The organism is Calothrix sp. 336/3 (assembly GCF_000734895.2).
Lineage (GTDB): Bacteria > Cyanobacteriota > Cyanobacteriia > Cyanobacteriales > Nostocaceae > 336-3.
On the sequence record NZ_CP011382.1, the window covers coordinates 4,280,101 to 4,294,383 of the forward strand.

Annotated in this window: 11 protein-coding genes; 8 read left to right on the plus strand and 3 right to left on the minus strand. The window is 40.8% G+C overall.

From position 1 onward, the window contains the following. Positions 1-879: 879 nt before the first annotated feature. The 7 genes from IJ00_RS17855 to IJ00_RS17885 all read left to right on the plus strand — a co-directional run bounded on the left by IJ00_RS17855 (position 880) and on the right by IJ00_RS17885 (position 10,197). The gene (locus IJ00_RS17855) at positions 880-3,063 is read left to right on the plus strand and encodes a PAS domain S-box protein (protein ID WP_052754487.1); all 2,184 of its coding nucleotides are present in this window, start codon (positions 880-882) and stop codon (positions 3,061-3,063) included. A gap of 211 nt (positions 3,064-3,274) precedes the next feature. Further along, the gene (locus tag IJ00_RS17860; protein ID WP_035155128.1) at positions 3,275-4,873 is read left to right on the plus strand and encodes an Hsp70 family protein; all 1,599 of its coding nucleotides are present in this window, start codon (positions 3,275-3,277) and stop codon (positions 4,871-4,873) included. Positions 4,874-5,067: 194 nt separating this feature from the next. Beyond that, positions 5,068-6,117 carry a M42 family metallopeptidase gene (locus tag IJ00_RS17865; RefSeq protein ID WP_035155131.1) on the plus strand — a complete coding sequence of 350 codons (1,050 nt, stop codon included), beginning with the start codon at positions 5,068-5,070 and terminating at the stop codon, positions 6,115-6,117. A 94-nt stretch (positions 6,118-6,211) separates the two neighbouring features. Then, entirely contained in the window at positions 6,212-6,670 is a 459-nt protein-coding gene (locus IJ00_RS17870; protein ID WP_035155135.1) for a CBS domain-containing protein, read from the plus strand. A gap of 271 nt (positions 6,671-6,941) precedes the next feature. Next, entirely contained in the window at positions 6,942-7,607 is a 666-nt protein-coding gene (gene nblB, locus IJ00_RS17875) for a phycobilisome degradation protein NblB (protein ID WP_035155137.1), read from the plus strand. Positions 7,608-8,159: 552 nt separating this feature from the next. After that, positions 8,160-8,915 carry an LEVG family PEP-CTERM protein gene (locus IJ00_RS17880; RefSeq protein WP_035155140.1) on the plus strand — a complete coding sequence of 252 codons (756 nt, stop codon included), beginning with the start codon at positions 8,160-8,162 and terminating at the stop codon, positions 8,913-8,915. Between the two features lie 523 nt (positions 8,916-9,438). Next, entirely contained in the window at positions 9,439-10,197 is a 759-nt protein-coding gene (locus IJ00_RS17885) for an LEVG family PEP-CTERM protein (protein WP_035155142.1), read from the plus strand. Positions 10,198-10,313: 116 nt separating this feature from the next. Here IJ00_RS17885 and IJ00_RS17890 read toward each other — a convergent pair whose 3' ends face one another. From IJ00_RS17890 to rpaB, 3 genes are all read right to left on the minus strand, one after another. Next, positions 10,314-10,832, minus strand: a complete 519-nt coding sequence (locus tag IJ00_RS17890; RefSeq protein ID WP_035155146.1) for a DUF456 domain-containing protein — start codon at positions 10,830-10,832, stop codon at positions 10,314-10,316. Positions 10,833-10,890: 58 nt separating this feature from the next. Next, positions 10,891-11,544, minus strand: a complete 654-nt coding sequence (locus tag IJ00_RS17895; protein ID WP_035155147.1) for a cofactor assembly of complex C subunit B — start codon at positions 11,542-11,544, stop codon at positions 10,891-10,893. A 232-nt stretch (positions 11,545-11,776) separates the two neighbouring features. Beyond that, positions 11,777-12,505 (minus strand): response regulator transcription factor RpaB, encoded by a 729-nt coding sequence (gene rpaB / locus IJ00_RS17905; RefSeq protein WP_035155151.1) that lies wholly within the window; start codon positions 12,503-12,505, stop codon positions 11,777-11,779. Between the two features lie 171 nt (positions 12,506-12,676). Between rpaB and radA the strand changes: the two genes are divergently transcribed. Beyond that, a complete protein-coding gene (gene radA / locus IJ00_RS17910; RefSeq protein WP_035155153.1) occupies positions 12,677-14,215 on the plus strand; it encodes a DNA repair protein RadA in 1,539 nt (512 codons plus the stop codon). Positions 14,216-14,283: the final 68 nt, after the last annotated feature.

Consider the following 14,283-nt stretch of genomic DNA (forward strand, 5'->3'; position numbering starts at 1 on the left):
ATTGCCAAATTTATTAAGATTAAGCAATCGTGATAACATAGTTTTCTGATAAAAATATTCTGATTTGTCTTAACAATTCTGCAAAAAATGCCAACAATTCTTATGGTTCGATGAACTACTGTTCTTCTATTACCCAGAGGTTGAGCATATTATCATCGAACATAGGCAAGAAGTGTTTCAAAATCTAGTTTTCATGCTAGAGGAGCTAGATAAGTAAAATATTGCCCAGAGAAAAAGCACTTTGCCAATACAGTAAGTAGAATTGTGCATAAGTGACTAAGTCAAAGACACCATGCTTTTAGTTTTTAAGTTCTCAACTACACCAGATTGCATTTTAATACCTGATAGTGGCATTTAGTTTTTGACATTTTCTTTAATCTGTGAGAATGTGTGACTTTTTGTTAATTAGGTAGGTGCAATAAAATCGATTTGTGTTTAGTTTTTTTAAACTTTGGAATAATCCCTCTTTTGTTACTTTAGGAAGATAATAATCTTAAACCCCTATTTTTACGTCTATTTTCAACAAGGCGATTTAGATGACAAAATTAGGATGCGATCGCACAATCCATTATTTTGTTTAGCTTTCAGAGTAGGGACTATCTTTTTCTCTCCTCGTAGTAACAAAAGAGGGATAATACCAATTCACAATTCGCAATTCGCAATTCGCAATCAAAAAACTTAGATGCAGCAAAGCTTTCAGGATTTACATCTGTATCATATTTTTCGTGAAATGGTATAACCTATCTCTCATCTGTTGATTGATTTGACATTTTGTTACATAAGTTGATTTTTTTACGCCTAGCGACTTGCAGAGAAAATCAAATTTTATAACTTATCATATTAGCCAGCAATTCGTAATTGAATTGTGAGGAAAAAATAATGGATATATCTTTACAAATTGAAGCTGTTTATAGACGGGCTTTACTACTGCGACAGTATGCTACCGAATCCCCAGTACAACAGGAACTTTTAGAAAAAGCTCTGAAAGAACTTTATTTTGTCTTAGAAGAGTTGCAAACTTCCGAAGAAGAACTGCGCCATCAAAATCGAGAACTGATGGCAACTAGGCAAGCAGTAGACATAGAACGTCAACGTTACCAAGCATTATTTGAGCTAGCTCCAGATGGTTATCTTGTCACCAATTTACAAGGGAAAATTTACCATGCAAATCGTGCTGCAATTCGTTTGTTCTCTGTGCCTCGGGAATATTTAATCAACAAACCTCTGGTAGTGTTAATTGATGCATCAGAACGTCCTCTTTTCCAAGCTCGACTCGCAAATATAGAAGCAGTACATGATTGGGAAGTCTCTCTGCAACCCCGCAATGGAGAACGTATCTATCTGGCGATCGCTGTCAACCAAATCAAAGATGCTCAAGGTAGGGACAATACTCTACTTTGGTCACTTCGTGATATCACTCTCCGCAAAAAAATGCAACAACAGTTGCAATCTGCCCACAATGAATTAGAACAACGAGTCAAAGAGCGTACAGTTGAATTGTCTCAGATAAATCTTCGATTGCAGCAAGAAATTGAACAACACCAAAAGGCAGAACAGAAAATTCGTGAACAATCTGCACTCATTGATATTGCTACCGACGCAATTTTAGTTCAGGATTTGGATAACAGAATTTTGCTCTGGAGTCAAGGAGCAGAGAGATTATATGGTTGGGAAGAGACAGCAATTCTTGGTAAGAAAATTGACGAACTGTTATATCAAAAAACGCCTCCTCTATTTGCAGTCGGATTTCAGCAAACTCTGGAACAAGGAGCTTGGCAAGGGGAATTTGAGCAGGTAACGCAAGCAGGTAAAACTATTATTGTGACTAGTCGTTGGACATTAGTACGCGACGAATCAGGGCAACCCAAATCAATTCTTGTAGTCAATACTGATGTTACAGCCCAGAAAAAATTAGAAATACAATTTTACCGCGCTCAACGGATGGAAAGTTTGGGAAGCATTGCCAGGGGAATTGTCCATGATCTCAACAATGTTTTTACCCCAATTTTGGGACTAGCAGAATTGCAGTTAACGAAACGGCAAGGAATGAATGAACAGACTAGTCAAATTTGGCAGATAGTTGTGAATAATGCTAAACATGGTGTTGGGCTAGTTCAGCAAATTCTCATGTTTGCCCAGGGTAAAGAAGGCAAGAGAATTCCTTTACAAATAGGAACATTACTCATAGAAATCACCAAAATTATTCAGCAGACATTTCCAAAATATATTCAAATCTCTATAGATATTCCCACTCAAACACTCTGGTTAGTTTCTGCCGAATCTACACAAATTCAACAGGTTGTTATCAACCTCTGTGTAAATGCTCGTGATGCCATGCCACATCATGGTAAGCTACAAATCTCTGCTGAAAATCGCCACATTGACGCAATCTATGCTCAAATGCAACTGGATGCCCACGTCGGTAACTATGTTGTAATTACGATTGCCGATACTGGAAGTGGTATGCCACCCCTGGTGATGGAGCGTATATTTGAGCCATTTTTTACTACTAAAGAACCTGATAAGGGCAGTGGACTTGGATTATCAACAGTGATGAACATCGTGAAGAATCATGGTGGTTTCATGGAGGTATCGAGTGAGGTTGGAAAAGGAACTCGATTTCAGATATTTTTTCCTGCTATCGAAGGAAGTGTAAATCAGCCCGTCAAACAGGAAAATTTTCCTTCTGGGGAAGGGGAATTAGTCATGATTGTAGATGACGAAACCAGTATCCAGGAGGCAATGAAAATACTCTTAGAAAATTACGAATACAAAACTTTGGTGGCAAGCGATGGAGTTGAAGCAGTCAAACTATATACTCGATATAAGGATGAAATTAAGGTCGTAATCATTGATATGATGATGCCAAATATTGATGGTTTGACTATCTTGCCAGTTCTCAAGCAGATAAACTCCCAAGTTGTGATAATTGCCGTAAGTGGATTACCTAGCAATCAAGAGCAGGCACTTTCAAGTGGAGCTCAGGCATTTTTAGCTAAACCCTACAGGGCAGAGGAAATACTGGTAACTTTACATAACCTGCTACATTCTCCAACTCAATAACTCAATAGTTAGCTGCTGCACAAACTGATGAATGAGCAGATTAATCAACTACGAAGGAACATCGGGCAAGGCAGAAAATTAGTCACTATAGATAACTGATTAATGACTCTAGGATTAGTGCTAAGACTTCTCAACTAGACTTTATTGGCGATTCACGCCATGATTAGCATATGCGAACCTGTTTGATTTAGGACTGATAAGCACTGACAATATGGCGATCGCGATTGATTTTGGTACTAGTAATACTGTTATTGCCCGGTGGAATCCTGTCACCCAACAACCAGAAACCATTAATTTACCTGGGTTATCACTACAACAAAGCCTCAATCCTCCCTTAATTCCCAGTTTGTTATATGTGGAAGATGCAATCCAGGGGCAGGTAATAATTGGACAAGAGGTGCGCGATCGCGGTTGTGATTTAAAAACTGATCCGAGGTTTTTTCGTACCTTTAAGCGGGGTATAGGTGCAGATATTCAGGGTTTTCTCCCAGAAATTGATGGTAAGATAATCAGCTTTGAGCAAGTGGGGGAATGGTTTCTCAGTCAAATTATTACCCAAATCACTAGTGTGGCAGGTGGTGTGGATTCCCTGGTGATTACTGTACCTGTGGATAGTTTTGAATCTTACCGTTACTGGTTAGGAAACGTTTGCCAGGGTTTATCTGTGGAGCAGGTAAGAATTCTGGATGAACCCACCGCAGCAGCTCTTGGTTATGGTTTGACTGACCAAGATGTTTTGTTAGTGGTAGATTTTGGTGGGGGAACTTTGGATTTGTCTCTGGTTCGTTTGGATAAAATCACCCAAGCAACCAGTAAACCCGTAGGATTTTTATTGAAGTGGGGTAACAAATCCTTAGCAGAAGACTCGAAACAAAAGGTAAAAACTGCCCGTGTTTTGGGGAAAGCTGGACAAAATTTAGGTGGTACGGATATTGATAATTGGATTGTAGATTACTTTGCCAAAACCCAGGGAATGGCAGTCACTCCCTTAACATTGCGTCTTGCAGAAAGGGTAAAAATTCAACTTTCCACCCAAACCCAAGCAAGTGAAGTCTATTTCAATGACGAAACCTTTGAAAGTTACGAGTTAGAGCTAAATCGTGAAACTTTAGAAACTATTCTCCAGGAAAATAACTTTTTTACCCGTTTGGATGATTCCATGACGAGTTTACTGCAACAGGGACGACGACAAGGGATTGAAGTTGCAGATATTAGCGCAGTCTTGTTGGTAGGAGGAACATCTCAGTTACCAGCAGTACAGCAATGGGTGCAGCAGTATTTTGAGAGTGAGAAAATTCGCTGTGAAAAACCCTTCGAGGCGATCGCCCAAGGTGCTTTACAAATTGCCCAAGGTGTGGAAATTAAGGATTTTCTTTACCATAGCTATGGTATTCGTTACTGGGATAAACGCCATCAGCGTCACAGCTGGCATCCCATTATTAAAGCAGGGCAGGCATACCCAATGACCCAAGCTGTGGAATTAGTTCTTGGTGCATCGCGGGAAAATCAACCCAGCATTGAATTAATTATGGGGGAATTAGGAGCCGAAACCGGCGGAACTGAAGTTTATTTTGATGGCGATCGCCTGATTACTCGACGTTTAGATGGGGGAGAAACCAGCGTCAAACCCTTAAATGATCGAGATGGTGCAAGGGCGATCGCCAATCTCACACCCCCTGGTTTTCCCGGTAGCGATCGCGTGAAAATTCTCTTCCTCATTGATGACAAACGCTTTCTCCGTATCACCGTCGAAGACTTGCTCACCAACGAAACTCTACTAGAAAATCAACTTGTCGCTCAACTCAGTTAACGCCTAATTAACATATCCCCGATTGCTTGAATAGTCGAGGATATAACCAGAATTACTAATTAACGTCTGATGTGAATTAGAAACACCTCTTATCCCATAAGGTTTTCAATATCGATTCACAACTCATTACCCATTACTCATTACTCATTACCCATTACTCATTACCCATTACTCATTACCCATAATTACGAATTATGTCATGGGATTACGAGCGTCTATTCCAATCAATTACTGAATTAGTGATGCACCATTCCCCCAGTGGTGTAGAAAGTGAAATTAACCAATACTTGCTCGAAAAATTTGCCCAGTTGGGTGTAGAAGCTTGGTGCGATCGCGCTGATAATATCATTGCCAAAATTCCTGGTAAAACCTCCGCTCTACCCATTGCCATTACTGCTCATAAAGATGAAATTGGGGCGATCGTCAAAACTATTGGTACTGAGGGGAAAGTCGAAGTCAGAAGATTAGGTGGCGCTTTTCCCTGGGTGTATGGTGAAGGGGTAGTAGATTTACTCGGCGACAACAGCACCATCAGTGGTATTCTCAGCTTCGGTTCCCGTCATGTCTCCCACGAATCACCGCAAAAAGTGCAGCAAGAAGATACTGCCGTCAAATGGGAAAATGCTTGGATTGAAACTAAATCTACCGTGCAGCAGCTAGAAACCGCAGGTATTCGCCCAGGAACTCGCATGGTAATCGGTAAACACCGCAAACACCCCATCCGCCTCAATGATTATATTGCCAGCTACACCCTAGATAATAAAGCCTCCGTGGCAATTCTCCTTACCCTCGCAGAAACACTGAAAAATCCCAAGGTTGATGTGTACTTAGTTGCTTCTGCCAAGGAAGAGGTGGGAGCTATTGGAGCTTTATACTTCACCCAAAATCAGCGTTTAGATAGCTTGATTGCCCTAGAGATTTGCCCTTTATCTGCGGAATATCCCATCGAAGACGGTGAAAAACCAGTTCTGCTAGTCCAAGATGCCTACGGGATTTATGATGAACATCTCAATGGAGAACTGAGACAAACAGCACAACACATAGAAATGCCTGTACAATTAGCTACTCTAAGTGGATTTGGTAGTGATGCTTCCATTGCGATGAAATTTGGTCATATTGCCCGTGGTGCTTGCCTATCCTTTCCCACGCAGAATACCCACGGATACGAAATTGCTCATTTAGGGGCGATCGCCAACTGTATTCAACTCCTAAAAGCTTTTTGCGAATCCGATATATCCAGTTAATTATCCTGAGTAACAATCTATTGCGCTACATATCCAAGTTAGCCACAATTGCCTAGAATAAATACAGGCAAGCTCGTTCAAGGTGTAGCAAAGTATGGCTAAAACCGTTGCCGATGTTATGAGCCGTGACCCCATCGTAGTCCGGAAAGAAACTTCCCTTACCGAAGTTATCCAAATTTTGGCAGATAAACGCATTAGTGGTTTACCTGTAGTAGATGATATGGGTAAGCTCATCGGTATCATCTCAGAAACTGATTTGATGTGGCAGGAAACTGGTGTTACACCTCCCGCATACATTATGTTTCTCGATAGCGTGATTTACTTACAGAACCCTGCAACCTACGAGCGCGACTTACACAAAGCCTTAGGACAAACTGTTGGGGAAGTAATGAGTGAAAAACCGATTACTGTTTCCCCGGATAAACCCCTGCGAGAAGCAGCAAAAATCATGAGCGATCGCAAGGTTCACCGTTTACCAGTATTAGATAACGCAGGTGAAGTCATTGGTATTCTCACCCGTGGTGATATCATTCGAGCCATGGCAGTTGCTTAACTAAAAATTTCTCGTCAGATTTTCTGATTTCGTCTGGTGTGTGATGACCTCTGTCTTACACACCTTTATTATTTTGCTACGTAATTGACCAAATCTTTGAGCTAAAGTCTATATCCTCAAACACAGAGAATAGCATCACCCCTTCATTGTGTTCCCACCTCTATCACAAATCTATTCTCTCCTCCCTCCGAAAACTTGCCGATACTTGACTAATGGGCAAGAACTATTGGCTAAATAACTATTGGCTCTAAATTAAAAGCGAGATAACTAAATGAGTATTACTTCTGAATCTGTTAGGGAATTATTAGGTTCGGACGATTTGGGCGATCGCCTACGTGCAGTCAACCAAATTCGAGAATTAGAACCCAGCATCGGTTTTGAATTAATTCAAATTGCAGTATCAGATCGGAATCCCCGCGTACGTTACTCCGCAATTAGTCAATTTGATACCCTCGGTGGAGAAAATCTGGATTTATCTTTGCAAATATTGCGCGATCGCCTACTCCATGATCCAGAAGTGGATGTGCAAGCAGCAGCAGCAGACTCCCTCGGAGCTTTAAAACTAACTTCCGCCTATGCAGACCTACAACAAGTCTATCAAACTACCAATGAATGGCTACTCCAGTTTAGTATTATTGCGACTCTGGGTGAACTCGGAGAACCTCAAGCTTTTGAATTACTCAAAGAAGCACTAAATTCCGATAACGACTTAGTGAAAACCGCAGCAATCAGTTCCCTTGGTGAATTGGGTGACAGTCAATCCATCCCTCTCCTTGCTACCTACGTCACCAACCCTGATTGGCAAATTCGTTACCGACTAGTACAAGCATTGACTCGTTTAGGTGGTGCAGAAGCAAAATCTGTGCTGGAAACCCTAGTCACAGACGAAGTAGAAGCAGTCGCAACGGAAGCTAAACGTTCTCTAGCTACCGTCTAAATTTTCCAACTATCCAAAATCACAGGGGGCAGATTTTTCTGTCCCTTTTTTATCTGTAACTGAATGTATCGCGATCGCCTCAGGGTTTTCCGGAATACGTACCTAGCTCATCCCATCACACCATACTGCCAAATAATCAACAAGCTGAAAGCTTCATCAAATCAGCCTTTACTTGATTCCATTAAGCCATTCCACCGCTTCCGTATCCATCCCATTTTTCCCACACCATAAATCAGCTTCGCAAACTAGCATTCTTTTACCAATTATGTAAACAGCTAATTTTTAATTTATGGAAAATATTCAGTAAAAATTTTTCCTATGCCAGTTATTTAGATACATTTCAATCTTAAATACTGGTATTTTTTGATATTAGCTATATCCGTATTTTACACCAACTTAGTATCTAGATAAAGAACCAGTAAATACACGGTTTTATTAGTGACATTTCCACTGACTCGGAAATAACATACAAATATGTTCAAGCGAGGCGGACAACAAAACAAAAACGCCTCAAGTCCTTAGAAAACACTAGTAATTACCCAGAAAGTCACCATGAAAATGTCCTCTTTTATCACCAAAACCCTCGTATCTTTAACCCTTGGCTTCGGTATTGTTTCTGGTATGTCTGCGGCAAATGCAGCTTCCATCGTTCCCCAACTAGAAGGTGAAGTTGAAACCACAAATTTAACCCCTGGTTGTGTAGATGCTACTAAATGTATCGACACTACATCTTATGGATATAAAGTCACAAGCTTAGATTTTGATGGTACTGGTGGATATGGTCAGAGCCGTTTATTTGTAGATAAAAAAGGTACTAATAATACTTACAGTGGTGCAGGTTTAAGTATCCAATTTGGTGCAAATGACATTGGTACGAATTCTCACGTTGATGAATATTGGTTCCGTCCCGTCGCAATTCTCGAAAATGGTACTTTACCAGAAAACGGTGAATTAGAAGTTGGTCTATTTGAATTTAATTTCGACAACATCCTCTCAGAAATTACCTTAAGCTTCCTGGATGTAGAAGATATTGCCACTAAAATTCTTGAAGTCAACGGTGCAGCATACAACTACCAGCTACCAGCAGGTGCAAACAATGCTGTACAAACTGTGACTTTGAAAGATGTCAAATCATTTAAAGTTCATTTAGGTAATGGCAACTCTAGCAGATTCACTACAGGTGATGGTGTGCTTCTGCAAGGTAATGTGAGTGTTCCCGAACCCACAGCAGTACTTGGTTTAGGTACATTGGCAGTTGCTGGTGTTGTCGGTTTGCGTCAACGCAAAAAAACTTCACAAGCTGTATAGCAGATAACAGTTTTTCTCTAATTCTCCTGCATTACCTTAAAATGTGACAAACGAATTTAAAAAAATGCCATTGATGTAATTTGATAATAAATTAGGATTTTCGCATCTAAATTCCGTTGATATTCCCTTCTCTTTTTCCTCCTATTGAGTAGATATGGTCATCAGGTGAACTCTGGTACTTATATCTACTCATTTTTATTGACAAATGGATACTATTTAATTGTTGATATACTGCTCTGAACGCCACAAAAAACTCCCTAATTACCCTGACAGAATTGACTATATTTACTAAATATTGAAAAAGAGACCCAAAAGACTCATTAATTAACTAGTAGAAACACCGAAAAAACTTCTCTATTGCGGATAATATCTAGACCAAAGTAGCAAATTAAAGCTTGAATAAATAATTTGTTGTTTATCTACCAAAAACGAAAAACTATCGATTACATTGGTGATACATCAACGGCAAACGAGTTCACTTGGTTCTTGGTTTTTAGATATAGATTTTTAGAGAAGGGAAATCATGCATAAGTTCAACTTTTTAGCAAAAACAGTTTTAGGTGCAGCAGTAAGTTTAGGTTGTGTTGCGGCTATGCCATCTGCCCATGCAGCAAGTTTAATTCCCCAAATGGAAGGTGAAATTTCTACTACAAACTTGGGTTGTTTGGATGCCACCCAGTGTATTAATACTTCAACTTTAGGTTATCAAGTCACCAGTTTAGCTTATGGTGATAGTAATAAATATCAAGGTCGCTTATTTGTAGATAAAACAGGTACAGCAAATAGCTACAGTAATGGTGGTTTAAGTATTAATTTTGGTCAAACAGATGCTGGGACAAATGGCACCCAGTTTTGGTTTCGTCCTGTAGCTTTAGAAAATGGAACTGCAATAGAAGGCGGTCAACTAGAGTCAGGAAAGTTCCTATTTGAATTCGACCAAGAATACTCTGAAATTAGCCTGGATTTCTTTGATGTCGAATCGACAGGATTTAGCGGGATTCTGGAATTAAATGGTCAAGCATTGAACCAAACACTCAATGCAGGGGATAATAACGGCACTCAACGTCTAACCTTGAAAAATGTCAAATCATTCATCGTGCAATTAGGTCAACCCAACTCTGCACAATTTCAAAGCACTGGTGATGGTGTTCTCCTGTCTGGATTAAATGGTACTAAAACTGCATCTGTACCTGAACCAGGAACTGTTGTGAGTCTGAGTATGCTAGGTGTTGCTGGTGTGTTTGGTTTACGTAAACGCAAGAAAGCAGCTGTTGCTATGTAAGTTGTAAAACTGCTTTGTTGTCGGGTCTCAGTAGAAAGTCTTTGTCTTTGTCATTTTTCTGATTAATTTCTTGTTTGATGAATTGAGTAGAGTGATTTCTACTCAATTTTTTGTTTTTATCCACCAAAGACTTGTGACCAAGTACTAAATATAAATACAACGACTGCGGCGATCGCTAATAATCCTTGAATTAAATTTCCGACTACTGTACCAACAACTATCCCAATACCTGCTTTTATCGCTACTTGCCAATTGCGACAATAAAGATATTCACCGATAATTGCTCCGAGTAAGGGTCCTAGTAACATTCCTAACAGGGGTCCACCCACGGGTAAAGCTGGTAATAATCCCAAAAATCCCACTATAAAACCGACAAATGCGCCAATCTGACCCCATTTACTAGCACCAGCTTTCTTTGCTCCCAGGTATCCTGCCAAAAAATCAACTCCGATACTGAGTAGCAAAACAACTGATGTCACAATGAGGGGTGTACTGATGGCAGCAAAGGAACCCTTGAGCAATCCCCAAATAATAATGGAGGCTAAAATCAAACTTGTACCGGGAATCGCAGGAATCACTGCACCGATGATACCTACCACCATGAGAGCGAGTAGTAAAAAATAGATAATTTGCATGGGTGAATTGAAAAATCCGAGAGTAGGGTGATTACTCAAATTGTAGGAAATTTTCTTTTTACGCTGCGCTAATTGCCCCTTCTAGGGTGACAGCTAATTTGTCTGCAATTCCAGCAACCCAGCTTTCATCCTGCTTGGTATAGCTCCGAGGAGCGTTAGCTGCCAAAATTATGGCTCCTTGTTTTCCTAAGGGTTGACAAATTACCCCTTGTGTGTTTTCAGGAAGATAATCAAATTCAACTTTGCCGGGATAGGTTTGTAAACCGACGAGATAGATAGGCTGTTGCTTTTCTAGTACCCGGTTTAAGATTGCTCCGGGTGTGACTGTGGATTTTTCGGTGAGGATACCCCGTCGCAAAATAACTTTACCTTGATAAACAACCACTAGCGATCGCGTCACTGTATTTGTTAATAATAAACGGGATGCCCAGGCTAGCTCTGTTTTGACAATTTCCGGTAAACCTGGATCTAACTCAAACCCTTCTTTGCCAATTAACTGTACGGTTTCTGGATTCCGAGGTTGTACCTGCTGCCAGAGTAAACCGACAAGAAATAAAACTGCGCTGAGTATCACACCCAAAGCATCCCCACGGGCTTGGGAATCGGTAATTTCCGGTGTCAAGAGACGGTTGATTAATAGTAGTACAGCGCCTAATCCACCAACTACAATCGGTAAACGGCGGATAACTCGATTGGGATCGGATTTTGTCATTTGTGCTTGTAGTCTTAGGTTGCAGAGGATGAGGGGTTGAGTGCTGAGGTGTGAAAATTAATTTTTCCCTTTCCTGCGACAACAAAATTTCCGTTGACTCTACCCTTGCTAGAGGGGCAAAAATGCCCATCCCACAAGAGTTCACTGCTTAAGAAATGGGTAATTAAAATTTGATTAAACTGAAATATCCCAGCACTTAACACGTAGCGCTCAATACTCTTAACTTTCCAGACTACTCCTCCCCTGGCTCAATTATGCGTTGAAAAAGGTAGCCGGTACCTCTGGCTGTCAAGATTAATTCTGGATTACTCGGATCATCTTCCAGTTTTGCACGTAAACGAGAGATATGTACGTCTACTACCCGTGTATCTACATGGCGCTCCGGTGTATAACCCCAAACTTCTTGTAAAATTTCCGAACGAGAGAAAGCTTCTCCTGAGCGGCTAACTAATAATTCTAAAAGGCTAAATTCCATACCAGTGAGGCGAATTCGCTCATCACCTTTATAAACCTGCCGCTTATTGGTATCAATTTTGATGTTACCTACATGGATAACACCGGAACTGGGAATTCCCGAAGCACCTGTTTTATCTACACGTCGGAGTACAGAACGAATGCGTGCTTCTAGTTCCTTGGGGGAGAAGGGTTTAACTACGTAGTCATCTGCGCCTAACTCTAAGCCTGTAATGCGGTCTGCCACATCTCCTAAGGCTGTTAACATAATAATTGGGACATCAGATTCCTTGCGTAATTCTTGACAAACGCCATAACCATCTAGTTTTGGCATCATCACATCTAATACTACTAAATCTGGTACTGTTTTGCGAAATGTGTCTAAAGCTTCTTCCCCATCTCCAGCAGTGACGACATCATAGCCAATCATTGAAAGGCGCGTTTCTAAAATCCGGCGAATGCTGGCTTCGTCATCGACTACCAGGATTTTCTCTTTATGACTTTCCAAGATTCTCAACGCTCCTTAACTAAAGTTTTTCATCATTAATTTTTAATATCATAATATTAAGATATCATTCCATTAATCCATTAAAAAAAAGCTCTAGATATTACTATTATTGGATTTTGAGATTGAGACAAAACTTAAGCAAAAATTAAGATTATTTAATAAGATTAAAGAATGGCAAAGCAAAAAACCTACTTTGTTTGCAATCAGTGTGGTGCCGAGTCTCCCCAGTGGTTTGGGAAATGCCCTGCTTGTGGTACATATAATTCTTTAGAAGAGCATGTGGCAATTCAATCATCAACGGATGTACCTAGTCGGGGAATCAGTAATTGGCATTCGCAACAAGGTGGGGCAAAATCAGGGAATAAACCAGCCAAACCGCGCGCATCTTTAACTTTTGACCAAATTAGCGATCGCCATGTAACACGCTGGGAATCCGGTTATGGGGAACTGGATCGGGTGTTAGGTGGTGGTGTGGTTCCAGGTTCAATGGTATTAATTGGTGGTGACCCAGGGATTGGTAAATCTACGCTGTTATTACAAGTATCTAATCAACTGGCGCAAAAATATCGTATTTTATATATTTCTGGGGAAGAATCGGGACAACAGGTGAAATTGCGTGCTTCTCGTCTCGGTGTGACTAAAAGTCTCACTGTCGCGGGTACGGATAATGGGAATGGTCATGGCAATGGTAAGGTAGATGACAAAACATTACCGGAAATTTCCGCAGAAGTCCCATCTCCTGATTTATATGTGTTACCGGAGACAGACTTAGAGGAGATTCTCAAGGAAATTGAGTCTCTGAAGCCGAATTTAGCAGTTATTGACAGTATTCAAACAGTTTATTTTCCTAATTTGACATCTGCGCCCGGTTCGGTAGCACAAGTCCGAGAATGTACTGCTGCTCTGATGAAAGTGGCAAAGCATGAAGATATTACCATGTTAATTGTGGGACACGTCACCAAAGAAGGGGCGATCGCGGGACCAAAAGTTTTAGAACACTTGGTAGATACGGTGTTGTATTTTGAGGGCGATCGCTTTGCTTCCCATCGGTTATTACGGACTGTGAAAAACCGTTTCGGAGCCACCCATGAAATTGGTATCTTTGAAATGGTAGACCACGGATTGCGAGAAGTTCCCAATCCCAGTGAGTTGTTCCTAGGTAATCGAGATGATCCTGCTCCTGGAAGTGCGATTGTTGTTGCCTGTGAGGGAACTCGTCCTATTGTTGTAGAATTACAAGCATTAGTTAGTCCGACTAGTTACACTTCTCCCCGACGTTCGACTACAGGTGTGGATTATAATCGCTTGGTGCAAATTCTGGCGGTGCTAGAAAAGCGTGTAGGTATACCCATGTCTAAGCTTGATTCCTATGTTGCTTCCGTGGGGGGGTTGAATGTAGAAGAACCCGCAGTCGATTTAGGGGTGGCGATCGCCATTGTTGCTAGTTTCCGTGACAGAATTGTCGATCCTGGTACAGTATTAATTGGAGAGGTGGGTTTGGGGGGACAGGTGCGAGCAGTTTCCCAAATGGAATTAAGATTAAAAGAAGCCGCGAAATTGGGTTTCACTAGGGCGATCGTTCCTAAGGGACAGAAATTTCCCGATTTAAATATTGAGATTTTACCAGTTGCCAAGGTAATTGATGCCATTATTGCTGCCATTCCCCAGCATTCCTTAGAAGATAGCGATTTAGAGCCAGATGAGGATTAAGGGAATGAGTGATGAGTAATGAGTCAGAATTACGCACTAACTACATATTTCCGTCATTGCGACGTAAG

What these genes read in the sequence shown, in the direction of transcription:
- IJ00_RS17855 (WP_052754487.1), top strand. Translation starts at nt 880, where the DNA reads ATGGATATATCTTTACAAATTGAAGCTGTTTATAGACGGGCTTTACTA.
- IJ00_RS17860 (WP_035155128.1), top strand. Translation starts at nt 3,275, where the DNA reads ATGGCGATCGCGATTGATTTTGGTACTAGTAATACTGTTATTGCCCGG.
- IJ00_RS17865 (WP_035155131.1), top strand. Translation starts at nt 5,068, where the DNA reads ATGTCATGGGATTACGAGCGTCTATTCCAATCAATTACTGAATTAGTG.
- IJ00_RS17870 (WP_035155135.1), top strand. Translation starts at nt 6,212, where the DNA reads ATGGCTAAAACCGTTGCCGATGTTATGAGCCGTGACCCCATCGTAGTC.
- nblB (WP_035155137.1), top strand. Translation starts at nt 6,942, where the DNA reads ATGAGTATTACTTCTGAATCTGTTAGGGAATTATTAGGTTCGGACGAT.
- IJ00_RS17880 (WP_035155140.1), top strand. Translation starts at nt 8,160, where the DNA reads ATGAAAATGTCCTCTTTTATCACCAAAACCCTCGTATCTTTAACCCTT.
- IJ00_RS17885 (WP_035155142.1), top strand. Translation starts at nt 9,439, where the DNA reads ATGCATAAGTTCAACTTTTTAGCAAAAACAGTTTTAGGTGCAGCAGTA.
- IJ00_RS17890 (WP_035155146.1), bottom strand. Translation starts at nt 10,832, where the DNA reads ATGCAAATTATCTATTTTTTACTACTCGCTCTCATGGTGGTAGGTATC.
- IJ00_RS17895 (WP_035155147.1), bottom strand. Translation starts at nt 11,544, where the DNA reads ATGACAAAATCCGATCCCAATCGAGTTATCCGCCGTTTACCGATTGTA.
- radA (WP_035155153.1), top strand. Translation starts at nt 12,677, where the DNA reads ATGGCAAAGCAAAAAACCTACTTTGTTTGCAATCAGTGTGGTGCCGAG.